Genomic DNA, 16171 nt, shown 5'->3' with positions numbered 1-16171 from the left:
TGCTGCTATTGCCCGTGCCAAAGCGAAAAAAGCAGCCCAAGAGAAAGCACAACTTGAGGCTCAAGTGAGTGAGGAGGAAATGCTGTCACCTGCTGCTGAACAACCCATTGAAGAAGAAACAGATCCTCGTAAAGTTGCGGTTGCTGCGGCGATAGCTCGCGTAAAAGCCAAACAAGCTCAAAAACAAAACGAACAAACAATGATAGAGTAAGTGATTAAACACCATGAAATTTAGGCCTATTGATCCAAATAACCGTCGTTTAAAAATCGCTAGCGCGCCATTTACCCATGATAACCAAAGCACTAGTCTTGTTATGCTTTGGGTTTTATTGGCTGCGATACCGGGTATTGCAGCACAAATTTACTTCTTTGGTATTGGCACTCTCTATCAAATTGTTTTAGCCATGCTGGCTGCTGTGATCACAGAAGGCATCGCTATCCGTTTACGTAAAAAGCCCGTTATTAACGTTCTTAAAGATAATTCAGCCATTGTTACCGCGCTATTACTGGGTGTGAGTCTACCGCCATTAGCACCTTGGTGGATGATCGTTCTTGGAACTGCCTTTGCCATGATCATTGCTAAACAATGTTATGGTGGTTTGGGGCAAAATCCATTTAACCCTGCAATGGTGGGTTATGTCGTATTACTAATTTCTTTTCCTGTACAAATGACCAGTTGGCTCCCGCCCTCTGAATTACAGACTCTTAATATCAATGCACTAGAGAGCCTTTCAATTATCTTCACTGGACATACTCCAACGGGGATCACGCTGGATGCCTTGCGAATGGGTGTCGATGGAATGAGCCAAGCAACACCATTAGACAGCTTTAAAACAGGGCTATTAACCCATTCGATTTCTGATGTTTTACAGCAACCAATTTTACAAGGCTCTCTGGCGGGTATTGGTTGGCAATGGGTCAATATTGCCTATTTAATCGGCGGCCTCATAATGTTAAACCGTCGGATTATTAGTTGGCAGATCCCTGTTTCATTCCTTGCCACCTTAGCATTCTGTTCAGTAGTCAGTTGGTTATTAGATGATGGTCGCTACTCGCCACCACTAGTACAGTTACTCTCCGGCGCAACTATGCTAGGGGCATTTTTTATTGCAACAGATCCAGTTACGGCATCGACGACACCAAAAGGCCGCTTGATTTACGGTGTAATGATTGGCTTATTAGTGTGGCTAATCCGTGTTTACGGTGGTTATCCCGATGCTGTCGCTTTCGCTGTGCTACTAACTAATATTGCGGTGCCTCTCATTGACCATTATACGCAACCTCGTGCATACGGGCATGGACATAAGTAAGGAGCCTATATGTTAAACACAATGCGTCGTCATGGAGCCATCTTGGCTATTTTTGCAGCCGGCACAACTGCACTTAGTGCGGCTGTTTATACCTTAACGAAAGAGACAATCGCACAACAAGCGGCGATCGTACAAAAACAGCTACTTGACCAAGTCGTACCAACTAGCCTGTATGATAATGCATTTGGGCAGGAGTGTTATTTAGTCGGAGCAGAAGCTGAGCTAGGCAGCAAGCAGCCACATCGGTTATATATTGCGAGAAAGAATGGTGAGCCTGTTGCCGCCGCCCTTGAATCTACAGCACCCGACGGCTATTCAGGTGCAATACATCTCTTAGTCGGTGCAGATTTTAATGGAAATGTGCTAGGTGTTAGAGTGACAGAGCATCATGAAACACCGGGTCTCGGCGATAAAATTGAAACACGAATTTCAAACTGGATCACTTTGCTCACAGGGAAAGTTGAATCCGACCATGACCCCAAATGGGCAGTTAAAAAAGATGGCGGTGATTTTGACCAATTTACTGGGGCAACCATAACCCCAAGAGCGGTTGTTAATGCGACCAAACGTACCGCCGTTTTTATGCAAAAAATACCACAAAATCTCTCTAGCTATCCTATTTGTGGAGCTGAATAATTATGAGTCAATCTAAAGAACTTTTTGTACAAGGCTTATGGAAAAACAACTCGGCACTTGTACAGCTTTTAGGCCTATGCCCATTACTGGCTGTTTCATCAACAGCGACCAATGCATTAGGGTTAGGACTTGCTACAACATTAGTGCTGGTTTGTACCAATGTTGCCGTATCCGCATTTCGTCGTTGGGTACCAGCTGAAATTCGTATTCCTATTTATGTTATGATCATTGCCTCTGTCGTTAGTGCAGTACAGATGCTTATTAACGCCTATGCGTTTGGCCTATATGAATCGCTGGGCATATTTATTCCGCTGATTGTGACCAACTGTATTGTAATTGGTCGCGCTGAGGCTTATGCCTCACGGAATCCTGTACCACTTTCTGCTATTGATGGCCTTGCGATGGGGTTAGGTGCAACGGCAGCCTTGTTCGTTTTAGGGGCTATGCGCGAGATTTTAGGTAATGGCACACTGTTTGACGGTGCAGATTTACTACTAGGATCATGGGCCAAATCATTGCGAATAGAGGTTTTACACCTTGACTCACCATTTTTACTCGCTATGCTGCCACCGGGCGCCTTTATCGGCCTCGCCCTGATGCTTGCGGGCAAATATTTAATTGATGAGAAAATGAAAAAACGAGCCGCCCTAAAATCGGGCCAACAACCTGAACGTGAATACCAAAAAGAACAAGGATGCGGCAGCCATATTTCTAGATAAGATTAATTGTGAGCTATGAATAAATCAAAACGTATTGAGATATTGACTCGCCTGCGCGATAACAATCCCAATCCAACAACTGAGTTACAATTTAACTCCCCTTTTGAGCTGTTGATAGCGGTTTTGTTATCTGCACAGGCGACTGATGTCAGCGTTAATAAAGCAACAGCCAAATTATATCCTGTCGCTAATACTCCTGAAGCCATGCTCGCTTTGGGCGTCGATGGTATCAAAGAGTATATAAAAACAATTGGTCTGTTTAACACTAAAGCTGAAAGTGTTATCAAAACCTGCAAAATCTTAATTGAAAAGCATAATAGCCAAGTTCCTGAAGATCGCGCAGCTTTAGAGGCCTTACCCGGCGTTGGTCGTAAAACAGCAAATGTGGTGTTAAACACGGCTTTTGGCTGGCCAACCATTGCTGTTGATACGCATATTTTTCGAGTTTGTAATCGTACCAATTTTGCTCCAGGTAAAAATGTCGTTGAAGTCGAAGAAAAACTTCTCAAAGTCGTTCCCACAGAGTTTAAAGTCGACTGCCATCATTGGTTCATTTTACATGGTCGCTATACCTGTATCGCACGCAAACCGCGCTGTGGGTCTTGTATTATTGAAGATCTCTGCGAATTTAAAGATAAGGTGTACCCTGAGAATTAACATTACACTGCTCCCAGTTATTTGTTCACAATGCAAATTTTTTCTTGCTCTAAGACTTTGTCTTACGTAACAATGGGAGCCAAACTCAACCTCCATAAAAACGGTAAGTATGTTCCAAGACAACCCATTGCTCGCGCAACTTAAACAGCAACTGCACTCCCAAACGCCTCGCGTTGAAGGATTGGTAAAAAGCACCGATAAAGGTTTCGGTTTTCTCGAAGTAGATGGCCAAAAAAGCTACTTTGTTCCACCTCCACAAATGAAAAAAGTGATGCATGGCGATCGCGTTATCGCGGCCATTCATACAGACAAAGACCGTGAATTCGCTGAACCAGAAGAACTTGTTGAACCCTTTCTCAACCGCTTTGTCGGGCGCATTCAGAAGAAAGATAATGACAACCGCTTATTTGTGATCCCTGATCACCCACTGCTAAAAGATGCTATTTCTTGTCGCCCAGTAAAAGACATCGACCATGAATTTGCTCAAGGTGATTGGGTTGTTGCACAGATGCGTCGCCATCCTTTAAAAGGTGATAAAGGTTTTTACGCTGATATCACTGAGTACATCACCGATGCTAATGACCATTTCGCCCCTTGGTGGGTCACTTTACGTCGTCATCAACTTGATCGTGCTGAGCCGCAAATGGTTCACAGTGAACGCGATGATGAAGGCATTGAGCGTGTTGACCTTACCGACCTGCATTTCGTGACTATCGACAGTGCAAGTACAGAAGATATGGATGATGCTCTGTATATTGAAAGAACAGCAGACGGTCATTTAAAACTTTATATCGCTATCGCGGATCCAACCAGTTATATCAAAGAAGGCAGTGAATTAGATAAGCTCGCTTTAACTCGTGCTTATACGAACTACTTGCCTGGCTTTAATATTCCGATGTTACCTCGTGAGCTTTCAGATAACCTCTGCTCTTTACGCCCAAATGAGCGCCGTCCAGCATTAGTGTGTGCCGCAACCATTTTGGATGATGGTAACCTAGCTGAAGATATTCAGTTTTTCAGTGCATGGGTTGAGTCTAAATCAAAGCTGGTTTATGACGAAGTTTCCGATTGGCTAGAAAAATCAGGTAGCTGGCAACCAACTAATGATGCAGATCAGCAACAGATTGAATTACTGAAAGAAATGGCGGATAAGCGTCATCAATGGCGTCAACAAAATGCGTTAGTCTTTAAAGATCGCCCTGACTATCGTTTCTTGTTAGATGACAAAGGGAATGTTATTGACATCGTCGTCGAAAGCCGCCGTACGGCAAACCGTATTGTCGAAGAAGCGATGATCACCGCTAACTTGTGTGCCGCAACACAGCTCAAAAACACATTAGGTTTTGGCGTATTCAACGTTCATATGGGCTTTGAGCCATTACAAATAGAGCAAGTTGTACAAACATTGAAAGAGCATGGTATTGAGACAACGGCCGAATCCCTGCTCACCTTAGAAGGTTTCCGCCAACTACGCCGCCAATTAGATGCACAACCGACACAATTCTTAGATAGCCGCATTCGTCGATTCCAAACCTTTGCAGAAGTCAAAGGTGAACCCGGCCCTCACTTTGGATTAGGTTTTGAGGCTTACGCAACGTGGACATCACCAATCCGTAAATACACGGATATTGTTAACCATCGTCTACTTAAATCGGTTATTGCGGGTAAACCCTCAACTGATAAACCGACAGAAGAGTTATCGATTAAATTAGCGGAGCGTCGCCGAGCCAATCGCATGGCTGAACGTGATGTTGGTGATTGGTTATATGCGCGCTTTTTAAAACCTTTCGAAGGTACAGACAAGGCATTCCCTGCGGAAATTATCGATATCACACGTGGTGGTGTACGAGTGAGGTTAACCGACAATGGTGCCGTAGCCTTTATTCCAGCGCCGTTCTTACACGCTGTACGCGATGAGATCCAATGCAGCCAAGAAACAGGTAGCGTGTTAATCAAAGGCGAACCCGCATACAAACTCAACGATATTATTAATGTTAATATCGCTGAAGTACGTATGGAAACTCGCAATATTGTTGCTCGCCCTGCCGCATAATTACTTTTGATGCTATAATAAATATGCTACTGGTTTTAGCAGTAGCATATTGTTTCTTACTTTTCCTTCTTAATGAGTTCCACTCAGATATATTGTCGCTTTTTATATACATTAATTCCCGATAATTCTGATTCGTATAATTACTGATTGTGATAATTTGGTAGCGTCCTTAAAACTCGGAGTCACTAAAATGAACACGACAAGTAAACGCATTATGACATTCACACTTGCAACCCTTATCGCAATAAGCGTTAGCGCATGCTCTAATATGTCAAAGCGAGATAAGAATACGGCTGTAGGTGCTGGCGTAGGTGCTGTAGGCGGTGCTATCCTAACGGGCGGTAGTGCACTGGGAACGGTTGGTGGCGCTGCAGTTGGTGGGATTATTGGTAACCAAGTCGGAAAATAAATCTATGGATAAGGGGGGATGCCCCCTTATCCTATATTGTGTTATCCACCCGCTAACTTCACTTGATAACCTTTTGCTTCAAGAAGTTGCTTAATCAGCTCTCTCTTATCACCCTGAATTTCAATATCACCGTCTTTTACTGAGCCACCGCAACCACATTTTTTCTTTAATTCCGCGGCCAATTTAGCCAGTGCATCATCTTCAAGATCGAGTCCTGTCACCACGCAAACGCCCTTGCCTTTGCGACCCGATGTTTCACGGCGGATCCTGACAATACCATCTCCTTTTGGGCGTGGTGCTTTCGGTTTTTCCTCTTCGATGCGACCGATATCCGTGCTATACACTAAACGGCTATTTGTATCCTTCATGCACAATCCTTAATAGATTGGTTGATCTGCTTTAATGTGAATGCGGGGTTATCACTACGCGTAATAGGACGGCCGATAACCATATAATCAACCCCGGCTTTTAATGCTTCTTGAGGTGTCATGATACGGCGCTGATCCCCAACATCACTACCAATTGGGCGAATACCTGGTGTCACTAATTTAAAATCATCACCACACAATGATTTCAGTCTTGCAGCTTCATGTGCTGAACACACCACACCATCTAAGCCACACGCTTTTGTCAACAAAGCTAAACGTTCAGCATGCTCAGCTGGCGTAGCATTAATACCAATGCCAGTCAGATCGGATTGATCCATACTGGTTAAAACAGTGACCGCTGTTAATAATGGCGCCTCTTTTCCATAAGGCTCTAATGCCTGACGAGCCGCTTCCATCATACGGCTGCCACCACCAGCATGAACGTTAACCATCCAAACGCCCATTTCTGCTGCTGCCCCAACCGCACGCGCAACCGTATTAGGAATATCGTGAAATTTTAAATCGAGAAATACATCAAAACCACGTTGGTGTAGTGATTTCACAAATTGAGGGCCATTGAAGGTAAACATCTCTTTACCGACTTTCAAACGACATTCACGCGGATCAATAAGGTCAACAAATGCCAATGCCGCGTTTGCATCTTCATAATCGAGCGCAACAATAACTGGCGAGTGAGTAGATACGCGAGCGTGGTTCTCAGTTGAAGAAATCATTTAGTAGTAGCCTTAATCATATTTGGTAATAAAGTGACGCTGTCACTGCCCATCTAAACCACGAATTGGCTTAATGGTGTCCCATGAACGACAAGACGGGCAGTGCCAATATAATGAATGCGAAGTAAAACCACATTTGTGGCAACGATAGTCAGGTTTGGTTCTAATTTGTTCCCCGACCATTTTCCGCAGCAAAATAAGGCTCTCTTTTGCTCGCCCTTCTTCTGCTTCTTTTAAATGGTAATCCATCAAACGATAAAATAACCGCATTGTTGGGTGACGTTGAATCTGATCGTTAATATAACTTGCGGCGGCTTCATGACTTTGCTTCTCAACAATAATGTCGGCGAGATACAGTTCAGCGACTGCCCCCGTATTACCCGCAACACATTGACGGAGATACACTTCCCAAGCATCCATATCTGCGATTTGTTGATAGCAATCATAAAGTAAAGGTAAAGTTTCAGCCACCAGCTCTCTATCTTGTTCGTAAACTTGTTTAAGAACATTGATAGCTTTGTCGTAATGTTCCTGCTCGATAAAAATTCGCCCTTTCATAATTGAAACACGGGCACAATTTTTATCCGCCTGTTCGGCTTTATTCAGAAGACTTAAAGCCCCATCAAGATCGTCACTGCCTAAGTGTTGATTGGCTAATTCACAATAAAAATGCGCAATATTTTCGCGTAACTCTTCATTACCCAATTTAACCAACTTAGTCGCCGTTTCGATTGCTTTCGTCCAATCACTGGTTAATTGAAAAATCGCCAATAATGACTGTAGTGCACTTTGCTTAAAATCCACCTCATCCGTCAGTTGCTGGAACATATTTTCAGCACGATCGTAAACCCCTGCGGCCATATAATCACGACCGAGTTGTTGCGTGGCTAATAAGCGTTGTTCAAAGGATAATGCGGCACTTTCAACAAGTGACTGATGAATACGGATGGCTCGTTCAACTTCACCACGTGAACGAAATAAATTACCTAAGGTTAAATGCGCTTCAAAGGCGGAACTGTCTTCCTTGAGCATATCAAGGAATAAATCAACCGCTTTGTCTTGCTGATTTGATAAAAGAAAGTTAACGCCCGTAACATAATCACGTGACAGGCGGTTAGCATGTTGCTGCTTGTCTTGTTGAGCGCTTCGACGCCCCATATACCAGCCGTATGCAGCGGCGACAGGTAACAACAGAAACAGCAACTCAAACATACAAGATTATTCCTTGCTCTTTTGAGCCACAACTTCTGTAGATTCAGAGATGGTTTTATCATCCACACTCAATTGTGATTCAAGACGTCTAATTTTACGGCGTGCATTTTTCAAGCTCACCACAGCACGCAGATAAAATAGCCCTGCAACTAACCAACCCAGTACAAAGCCGACACCAAACAAAGAGGCTAAAAGTGAAGATAATGCAAAATCTCCTTGTGCAATCAGGTAGTTAAATGTAATAACCTGATTATTGCTTGAGCCTAGCGTGATTGAAATAATAAAAATAACCACAGCTAGTAATAATATCAGAAAATATTTCACATTCTTTCCCGTTATCCGTTCTTATGAAAACAAATTATCTACCTGATAAGGTAGCATTTCTGGCGCACTCAGACAAAGTAATTTATCTTATACGCCCACTTTGTTAATGTATATTGAACCTTATTTAACCTACATGTTTTTACTTTCACTCAAATTGGGTGTTTTATCCCTTAAGAGCGTACACGCCATCATCGCCAAAATTGCACTAATGATAATAGAAGCGATTGCATCTGAAGGCCAATGCATCCCTAATAATAACCGACTAAATACGATAGCTTCCGCCCATACCGCCAGCACGATGGCAAGTGCATATTGACGACGCTGCCAAAATAATCCAATCAATAAAAGTGCCCAGCCTGCCGCAAATAGTACATGCCCAGAAGGAAATGAGTAGCCAGTTTCCGCTTGCCAATGTTTGCGTAACCATGAAGGAACCTGATCACTTTGTTTAACGGTTTGTTTGATAACGTCTGCTCGCTGCTTTCTTTTTAAGTCATAAAATTCTGTCGCTGAAAGCCCATATTCTTTTTCTAGCCAAACCACATATGGGCGTGGCTCTTGGAAACTATTCTTAACAACGCTTTTGATCCCTTGTCCTACCAAAATACAGCATACAACAATAACAACCCATTGAAGGACACTTTTCAACTTTGGTTTACAGATATAAAGGGCCAAGGCTAATAATACGATAGAGGTTATCAGACTATAAGGGAGACCAGCCGTTTCTGTTAGCCAAAATAACCATTTAACCGATTCTACATTCTGAGACGGCAGCCAACTCCACCCTACCATCAGTAACGCTGTAGGAGGTATGATTAATAAAACAGCAAAGACTAATATCGGGTAAATTGATTTATTCATTTTATGCTATCCATGTCAGTTGACTGTTCGAATCAATAAAATTAGATTCACAAATGATTAACTCTGTTATAGTAATGCATAGTGGACTGTGTGCAAATAAATGTCTGCGCTATATGCTAGATGTCATATAGTATCGATAAGCAATATTTTTATCGATTAACGTTATTAATTAAGCAAGAGTTATCTCAACTAATGAATGAAAATATGCAGCTAAAACGCGTTGCCGAAGCCAAATTACCAACTCCTTTCGGCGAATTTTTAATGGTAGGGTTTGAGGAAATCGCAACAGGTCGTGACCATGTCGCACTGATTTTTGGCGATATTTCAGGTCCAGAGCCTGTTCTCAGTCGGATCCACTCGGAATGCTTAACCGGAGATGCATTATTCAGTTTACGCTGTGATTGTGGCTTCCAATTAGAAGCGGCACTGTCTCAGATCAGCAAAGAAGGTCGAGGCGTACTGCTCTATCATCGCCAAGAGGGTCGTAATATCGGCCTACTTAATAAAATTCGTGCTTATGCCTTGCAAGATCAAGGTCTAGACACCGTAGAAGCCAATCTCAAACTAGGCTTCAAAGCGGATGAACGCGACTTTACGCTCTGCTCTGATATGTATAAGTTATTAGGTATTAATGAGGTTCGCTTATTAACTAATAATCCAAAGAAAATAAATATCATGCGTGAAGCAGGTATTAATGTCGTTGAACGTGTGCCATTAATTGTTGGTCGCAATCCAAGTAATGCTCATTATCTCGATATTAAAGCTGAGAAAATGGGCCACATGTTATTTAAACATCAATAATCCTTCTCATAATGGAAGAGTAATGACACTGCTCTTCCTTGACTAATATTAAAATGATAACAATCGGTTGTAGCACTTTTGCCGATTGATATATTCACTTTCATTTCATAAGGTTTATACTGTTTATCAACAATGATCTCGATGAATAAATTTAATACGTTAAGTTTATTTTTCTGATAACAAGGAGCTACGGTGAATAACCTGCATTCTATCCAACGCATGAGAAGATTACGTAAGACAGAAAAAATGCGTGATCTCTTCCAAGAAACGCATCTTTCTCTTAATGACCTGTGCCTTCCAATCTTTGTTGAGGAAGGGCTTGATGATTATAAGCAAATTGACAGCATGCCAGGTGTTGTACGTATTCCAGAAAAACGTTTAGCTTATGAAATAGAGCGTATTGCCAAAGCAGGTATTAAATCTGTTATGACTTTTGGCGTCTCTCATCATTTGGATGAAACAGGGAGTGATGCTTGGCAAGAAAATGGTCTTGTCGCACGCATGTCTCGTATCTGTAAAGAGACAGTACCTGAAATGATTGTGATGTCAGATACCTGTTTTTGTGAATACACTTCACACGGCCATTGTGGGGTAATGCATGGCGATATCGTTGATAACGATGCCACTATCCATAATTTAGGTTTACAAGCTGTTGCAGCCGCACGTGCAGGTGCTGATTTTATCGCCCCTTCTGCTGCAATGGATGGGCAAGTTGCCGCTATCCGCCAAGCTCTAGATGCAGCTGGTTTTAAAGATACCGCCATTATGTCTTATTCGACTAAATTTGCGTCAGCACTCTATGGCCCATTTAGAGACGCGGCAGGCTCTTGTTTAAAAGGGGATCGCAAAACCTATCAAATGAATCCAATGAACCGCCGTGAGGCAATTCATGAATCCTTAATTGACGTACAAGAAGGCGCGGATGCATTGATGGTTAAACCAGCAGGTGCCTACCTTGATATTATTCGTGACCTACGTGAACGTACTGAATTGCCTATCGGTGCTTATCAAGTCAGTGGTGAATATGCACAAATTAAATTTGCTGCAATGGCTGGGGCTATCGATGAAACTCGCGTCACTCTGGAAACATTAGGCTCTATCAAACGGGCTGGCGCTGATATGATTTTCACCTATTTTGCCCTGCAATTAGCTGAAGATAAAATTTTGTCACGATAATGAGTGCGTGAGAAATAACAACATGCCCGCTGTCGAGTCGATTAGCGGGCATGTTATTTTCATAAATAGCGATGTTTGAGAATACCTAAACAAAATCGCCTGTTATGCTTTTTGTGCTGCCAGTTGCTCTGTAAAGCGCTGAGCATAATTTAACGCAATGCGAGGTTCATAGAGACCCGTAATAAGTAATTTCTGTTCGCCATTCAATGTATTAGCCACAACGCCCCATGATCCAATATCCTCTCTTGTTTGATAGATTTCATCTGGAACTGGCGATTTTTCTGGCATTGTCACTATCTCATTAGCGAAAGATAATGGTACGATTTCAAACGAGGCATAATCGGCATTTCGTCCTAATGGGAATTCCCTATCAACCAATAAACGAAGATCGCAGACTTCAGTTTCTGGGGTTTGCATGACAATGGAATAGAGATTCGGAATATGTTCAAGAATATCTCGGACTTCATCTAAATAATGATGATTTGGCGAGGTGGTAATTAAAATGTCAGCCGCCCAAAGCGCCCCTTTGTAAAAATCCGTTGCGTTAATATCTGCCATATATTAATACCTCACGTTGGTGATTTTATTGGTTTTGTGACGTCTGATTTAATGTCAGCAACCCCACATTTATCTTGGCTAGTTTAAATATGAGCCATAATCTCTACTCGTTTTTGCCTCACGATAAAAAGTAAAACATACCTCTTTCCAATAACGAAATTTTTAAAATGATATCTCTGCATCACTCAATATAGATAGGCAATCATCATAGCCTAGACTCAATCCTCATATATTGCGAAATAACAATAAAAAACGCCCATCGTGCAAACAAACACAGATGGGCGTTGTTAACTTAGAGATTAAAGATTAATGGAGCATTTGGCGGATCACATAATGCAGGATGCCACCATGACGGTAATATTCCATTTCTGTTGAGGTATCAATACGGCAACGTGTTGCAATTTCTTTGACCTGTCCATCACCATAGGTAATTTTCACAATAATATGTTGACCCGGCTCAATGGATTGCAAGTGTTCTATATCGATACGTTCATCCCCTTTAAGGCCCAATGTCTTACGCGTTGTACCTTGTGGGAACTCTAATGGGATAACCCCCATACCAATTAAGTTAGAGCGGTGAATACGTTCGTACGATTCCGCAATAACGACACGGACACCAAGTAAATTAGTACCTTTAGCCGCCCAGTCACGGCTTGAACCAGAACCGTATTCTTTACCTGCAATGATAGCGAGAGGCAGCTTTTCCTTTTGATACAGCATCGCCGCATCATAGATCGCCATCTGTTTACCTGTAGGGATATGTTTCGTATATCCACCTTCAACCCCCGGCACCATTTCGTTGCGAATACGGATATTGGCGAACGTACCACGCATCATCACTTCATGGTTACCACGACGAGAGCCATATGAGTTAAAATCGGCGGCAGCTACGCCATGCTCTTGCAAATAACGCCCCGCTGGACTATCCGCTTTGATATTACCCGCAGGTGAAATATGGTCAGTCGTTACCGAATCACCCAATATTGCCAAGATATGTGCGCCATGAATATCTTGAACCACTTCCGGCTCTGCTTTCATCCCTTCAAAGAACGGTGGATGGCGAATATAAGTCGAATCTGGCTGCCAATCATACGTGGAAGAGCTTGCCACTTGTAATGCTTGCCATGCCTCATCACCATCAAAAACCGCACTGTACTCTTTGCGGAACATTTCTGTTTTAACTTTTTCAACGGCTTGAGCAATTTCAGCACTGGATGGCCAAATATCTTTTAGATAGACATCATGACCTTGTGCGTCTTTGCCTAATGAGTCAGTTTTAACATTAATATTCATGTTACCCGCTAACGCATAAGCAACCACCAGCGGAGGTGACGCTAACCAGTTCGTTTTGACTAAAGGATGGATACGGCCTTCAAAGTTACGGTTACCCGACAATACCGCACCAACGGTTAAATCCGCCTCTTTGATCGCTTGCTCAATCGGATCAGGTAATGGCCCAGAGTTACCTATACAGGTTGTACAGCCATACCCCACTAAGTTAAAGCCGAGTTTATCAAGATAAGGTGTTAGTCCTGCCAGAGCTAAATAATCCGTTACCACCTTAGAGCCTGGTGCCAACGAGGATTTCACCCAAGGTTGACGAGTTAGACCTTTTTCTACCGCTTTTTTAGCGAGTAAACCTGCCGCCATCAACACACTTGGGTTTGATGTGTTCGTACAAGAAGTAATCGCTGCAATCACAACAGCACCATCGGTCATTTCAAAGGTTTGTCCTTGATAATTGACTGTCGGATGTGCACCTTTCTCTTTTTTGTTAAGCTCCAGCTCAATAGCGGCTTGGAATGCTTGCGGAACTTGACCCAGTTCAACACGATCTTGTGGACGTTTAGGGCCGGCTAAACTAGATTCCACCGTCGACATATCCAATTCTAATGTGCTCGTAAAGATAGGTTCATCACCCGCATGACGCCATAAACCTTGCTCTTTACAATAGGCTTCCACCAGCGCAATTTCATCATCGCTGCGCCCAGTTAACTTCATATAATCTAATGTGACGTTATCGACAGGGAAGAATCCGCAAGTAGCACCATACTCAGGAGACATATTGGCGATAGTCGCCCTATCAGCCAGCGGAAGATCAGCTAAACCATCACCATAAAATTCAACAAATTTACCGACAACACCATGCTTACGTAGCATTTGTGTGACTGTCAGTACCAAGTCTGTCGCTGTAATACCTTCACGCAATTTACCCGTCAGTTTAAAACCGACAACGTCTGGGATCAGCATGGATACCGGTTGACCTAGCATTGCAGCTTCGGCTTCAATCCCACCAACCCCCCAGCCTAATACGCCAAGACCGTTGATCATCGTGGTATGCGAGTCGGTGCCCACAAGGGTATCTGGATAAGCATATAACTTCCCATCCACCTCTTCATACCAAACCGCTTTACCTAAATACTCTAAGTTGACTTGGTGGCAAATACCGGTTCCTGGTGGCACAACCCTAAAGCGATTAAAGGCTTTTTGCCCCCAACGTAAAAAGAGGTAGCGTTCATGGTTACGCTTCATCTCAATTTCAACGTTGTCATCAAATGCTTTATCCGTGGCAAATTCATCAACCATTACCGAGTGGTCAATGACCAGATCAACTGGCGAGAGAGGATTGACTTGCTCAACATTACCACCTAATGATTTAACCGCTTCACGCATTGCAGCTAAATCCACGACCGCAGGTACACCCGTAAAGTCTTGCATTAGTACCCGAGCTGGTCGGTAAGCAATTTCTCTATCTGCGTGCCCTGTTTTCTGCCAATCAATAATGGCTTGCAGATCGGCTTCTACTACCGATTTGCCATCAATATTTCGCAATAAGTTTTCAAGTAATACTTTAAGGGATTTGGGTAGCTTTGTGGCATCACCGAGTTGCTGAGTCGCAATCGGTAGACTGAAGTAATTATAGAGCTTGCTTCCGACACTGAGTGTTGCTGCACTCTGTGTTTTAAGACTCAACGACATAACTCCTCCTTGGTTTTTTATGATGATTATCGGTCATCTTATTTACCTAACAAATTACAGTGAATTTGTTAATTAGTTGTAATTATAGTTGCTGAAAATATTTACTTTATGGATTTTGTGTCAAATCCATAAATTTGCTGTGCTTATCATCAAAAAAACAGTAAATGGCGGGGAAATTTAGCTAAGCGACTCATAAAAAGAGTAGTAGAATGCTAGGATTTTGAACTTGTCAATTGAACGCTGACATTGGAATAGCTAAATAGAGAACAAAAAAGTGAGTCACTAAGCTTCTAGTTGAATTCACATCAGTCACTAAAAGCTTAGCTCTCGTTTGAAAGGCAACCTAAAGTTAGATGATAGGCAATTTAATGTCTTTAAACATTTCCTCAATATCTTCATTGTTGCGCAGTGCAATCGCCCTATCTACAACATCACGGGTTAAATGAGGGGCAAATCGCCAAATAAAGTCATACATATAGCTACGTAAAAAACTGGTACGTTTGAAGCCAATTTTCGTTGTGCTATAACTGAATTTATCGCGCATATCGATGACAACCAGATCACTATCCAACTCTGGGTTAACCGCCATACTGGCAATAATCCCAATGCCCAACCCAAGCCTTACATAGGTCTTGATAACATCCGCATCTGTCGCCGTAAAAATAATTTTAGGTTCTAAATTGGCTTTTTGGAATGCCACATCTAATTCAGAACGCCCCGTAAAACCATGGGTATATGTTACGATTTGGTATTGTGCAACATCTTCAATCGTCACATTTTTCTTTTCGGCTAACGGATGCCCTTTTTGCACCACAACACAGCGGTTCCAGTGATAACAAGGTAGCATGATCAAGTCACTGTATAGGTGTAACGCTTCAGTAGCGATCGCAAAATCACTATTCCCTTTGCAAACTTCCTCTGCGATTTGCGTTGGGGAACCTTGTTGCATATGCAGTGAGACATGCGGATAGCGCTCGATAAAACCTTTGATTACCGGCGGAAGCGCATAACGTGCCTGAGTATGTGTTGTTGCAATATGCAAAGTGCCTTTATCTGGATAAGTATGCTCCCCTGCAACGGAACGGATCGCCTCAATTTTTGAAAGCACTTCCCGTGAAATACGGATAACTTCTTCCCCTGCTGGCGTAACATGAGTGAGATGTTTTCCGCTGCGAGCAAAAATTTGGATCCCCAATTCGTCTTCCAACATACGCACTTGTTTGCTAATACCCGGCTGTGAGGTAAATAACCCTTCAGCGGTTGCAGAGACATTCAAGTCATGATTAACCACCTCAACAATATAACGTAATTGCTGCAATTTCATTTTTAGATCCACCTATACAGAGCCGTAAGGAATTCGCTATAGCTAAAAAT

General features: G+C 42.7%; 17 protein-coding genes. 9 read left to right on the top strand and 8 right to left on the bottom strand.

Annotated elements, in window-relative coordinates:
* From PSF11_RS06335 to osmB, 7 genes are all read left to right on the top strand, one after another.
* A partial coding sequence (locus PSF11_RS06335) for a hypothetical protein (protein WP_272682747.1) occupies positions 1-211 on the top strand: 211 nt, incomplete at its 5' end.
* A gap of 13 nt (positions 212-224) precedes the next feature.
* Positions 225-1310, top strand: coding sequence for an electron transport complex subunit RsxD (gene rsxD, locus PSF11_RS06330; RefSeq protein WP_072502285.1), 1086 nt, complete (start codon positions 225-227; stop codon positions 1308-1310).
* 9 nt (positions 1311-1319) lie between these two features.
* Positions 1320-1946: an electron transport complex subunit RsxG gene (rsxG, locus tag PSF11_RS06325; RefSeq protein WP_004920100.1), complete on the top strand. Its 627-nt coding sequence runs from the start codon at positions 1320-1322 to the stop codon at positions 1944-1946.
* Positions 1947-1948: 2 nt separating this feature from the next.
* A complete protein-coding gene (locus tag PSF11_RS06320) occupies positions 1949-2665 on the top strand; it encodes an electron transport complex subunit E (RefSeq protein ID WP_004920103.1) in 717 nt (238 codons plus the stop codon).
* A gap of 15 nt (positions 2666-2680) precedes the next feature.
* Positions 2681-3322 (top strand): endonuclease III, encoded by a 642-nt coding sequence (gene nth / locus PSF11_RS06315; RefSeq protein ID WP_014656041.1) that lies wholly within the window; start codon positions 2681-2683, stop codon positions 3320-3322.
* A 109-nt stretch (positions 3323-3431) separates the two neighbouring features.
* The gene (locus tag PSF11_RS06310; protein ID WP_036940337.1) at positions 3432-5375 is read left to right on the top strand and encodes an exoribonuclease II; all 1944 of its coding nucleotides are present in this window, start codon (positions 3432-3434) and stop codon (positions 5373-5375) included.
* 190 nt (positions 5376-5565) lie between these two features.
* Entirely contained in the window at positions 5566-5784 is a 219-nt protein-coding gene (gene osmB / locus PSF11_RS06305; protein WP_004920113.1) for an osmotically-inducible lipoprotein OsmB, read from the top strand.
* Positions 5785-5825: 41 nt separating this feature from the next.
* Here osmB and yciH read toward each other — a convergent pair whose 3' ends face one another.
* The 5 genes from yciH to pgpB form a co-directional block, all read right to left on the bottom strand.
* Entirely contained in the window at positions 5826-6152 is a 327-nt protein-coding gene (gene yciH, locus PSF11_RS06300) for a stress response translation initiation inhibitor YciH (RefSeq protein ID WP_036940340.1), read from the bottom strand.
* Positions 6149-6886: an orotidine-5'-phosphate decarboxylase gene (gene pyrF / locus PSF11_RS06295; RefSeq protein WP_036940343.1), complete on the bottom strand. Its 738-nt coding sequence runs from the start codon at positions 6884-6886 to the stop codon at positions 6149-6151. The genes yciH and pyrF overlap by 4 nt, the downstream gene beginning before the upstream one ends.
* Before the next feature lie 42 nt (positions 6887-6928).
* Entirely contained in the window at positions 6929-8098 is a 1170-nt protein-coding gene (lapB, locus tag PSF11_RS06290) for a lipopolysaccharide assembly protein LapB (RefSeq protein WP_004920122.1), read from the bottom strand.
* 6 nt (positions 8099-8104) lie between these two features.
* Positions 8105-8422 carry a LapA family protein gene (locus PSF11_RS06285; RefSeq protein ID WP_004920126.1) on the bottom strand — a complete coding sequence of 106 codons (318 nt, stop codon included), beginning with the start codon at positions 8420-8422 and terminating at the stop codon, positions 8105-8107.
* A 129-nt stretch (positions 8423-8551) separates the two neighbouring features.
* On the bottom strand, positions 8552-9283 hold the full coding sequence (pgpB, locus tag PSF11_RS06280) for a phosphatidylglycerophosphatase B (RefSeq protein WP_036940348.1): 732 nt from the start codon (positions 9281-9283) through the stop codon (positions 8552-8554).
* Positions 9284-9487: 204 nt separating this feature from the next.
* Between pgpB and ribA the strand changes: the two genes are divergently transcribed.
* Both ribA and hemB read left to right on the top strand, forming a co-directional pair.
* The gene (gene ribA / locus PSF11_RS06275; protein ID WP_014656044.1) at positions 9488-10084 is read left to right on the top strand and encodes a GTP cyclohydrolase II; all 597 of its coding nucleotides are present in this window, start codon (positions 9488-9490) and stop codon (positions 10082-10084) included.
* Positions 10085-10276: 192 nt separating this feature from the next.
* The gene (gene hemB / locus PSF11_RS06270; protein ID WP_014656045.1) at positions 10277-11260 is read left to right on the top strand and encodes a porphobilinogen synthase; all 984 of its coding nucleotides are present in this window, start codon (positions 10277-10279) and stop codon (positions 11258-11260) included.
* Positions 11261-11362: 102 nt separating this feature from the next.
* On the opposite strand, the gene PSF11_RS06265 is transcribed toward hemB, so the two are convergent.
* From PSF11_RS06265 to cysB, 3 genes are all read right to left on the bottom strand, one after another.
* Complete coding sequence (locus PSF11_RS06265; RefSeq protein ID WP_004920143.1) at positions 11363-11818, bottom strand: hypothetical protein; 456 nt, start codon at positions 11816-11818, stop codon at positions 11363-11365.
* 306 nt (positions 11819-12124) lie between these two features.
* On the bottom strand, positions 12125-14797 hold the full coding sequence (gene acnA / locus PSF11_RS06260; RefSeq protein ID WP_004920147.1) for an aconitate hydratase AcnA: 2673 nt from the start codon (positions 14795-14797) through the stop codon (positions 12125-12127).
* Positions 14798-15146: 349 nt separating this feature from the next.
* Positions 15147-16121 (bottom strand): HTH-type transcriptional regulator CysB, encoded by a 975-nt coding sequence (cysB, locus tag PSF11_RS06255; RefSeq protein ID WP_004920151.1) that lies wholly within the window; start codon positions 16119-16121, stop codon positions 15147-15149.
* Positions 16122-16171: the final 50 nt, after the last annotated feature.

Origin of the sequence: Providencia sp. PROV119, from assembly GCF_028482435.1 — a bacterium.
Classification (GTDB): Bacteria; Pseudomonadota; Gammaproteobacteria; order Enterobacterales; family Enterobacteriaceae; genus Providencia; species Providencia stuartii.
This window is presented reverse-complemented; position numbering and strand designations above follow the sequence as displayed.

Excerpts from the sequence above, each read along its gene's own strand:
- rsxD (WP_072502285.1), top strand. The coding sequence starts at position 225 with ATGAAATTTAGGCCTATTGATCCAAATAACCGTCGTTTAAAAATCGCT.
- rsxG (WP_004920100.1), top strand. The coding sequence starts at position 1,320 with ATGTTAAACACAATGCGTCGTCATGGAGCCATCTTGGCTATTTTTGCA.
- PSF11_RS06320 (WP_004920103.1), top strand. The coding sequence starts at position 1,949 with ATGAGTCAATCTAAAGAACTTTTTGTACAAGGCTTATGGAAAAACAAC.
- nth (WP_014656041.1), top strand. The coding sequence starts at position 2,681 with ATGAATAAATCAAAACGTATTGAGATATTGACTCGCCTGCGCGATAAC.
- PSF11_RS06310 (WP_036940337.1), top strand. The coding sequence starts at position 3,432 with ATGTTCCAAGACAACCCATTGCTCGCGCAACTTAAACAGCAACTGCAC.
- osmB (WP_004920113.1), top strand. The coding sequence starts at position 5,566 with ATGAACACGACAAGTAAACGCATTATGACATTCACACTTGCAACCCTT.
- yciH (WP_036940340.1), bottom strand. The coding sequence starts at position 6,152 with ATGAAGGATACAAATAGCCGTTTAGTGTATAGCACGGATATCGGTCGC.
- pyrF (WP_036940343.1), bottom strand. The coding sequence starts at position 6,886 with ATGATTTCTTCAACTGAGAACCACGCTCGCGTATCTACTCACTCGCCA.
- lapB (WP_004920122.1), bottom strand. The coding sequence starts at position 8,098 with ATGTTTGAGTTGCTGTTTCTGTTGTTACCTGTCGCCGCTGCATACGGC.
- pgpB (WP_036940348.1), bottom strand. The coding sequence starts at position 9,283 with ATGAATAAATCAATTTACCCGATATTAGTCTTTGCTGTTTTATTAATC.
- ribA (WP_014656044.1), top strand. The coding sequence starts at position 9,488 with ATGCAGCTAAAACGCGTTGCCGAAGCCAAATTACCAACTCCTTTCGGC.
- PSF11_RS06265 (WP_004920143.1), bottom strand. The coding sequence starts at position 11,818 with ATGGCAGATATTAACGCAACGGATTTTTACAAAGGGGCGCTTTGGGCG.
- acnA (WP_004920147.1), bottom strand. The coding sequence starts at position 14,797 with ATGTCGTTGAGTCTTAAAACACAGAGTGCAGCAACACTCAGTGTCGGA.
- cysB (WP_004920151.1), bottom strand. The coding sequence starts at position 16,121 with ATGAAATTGCAGCAATTACGTTATATTGTTGAGGTGGTTAATCATGAC.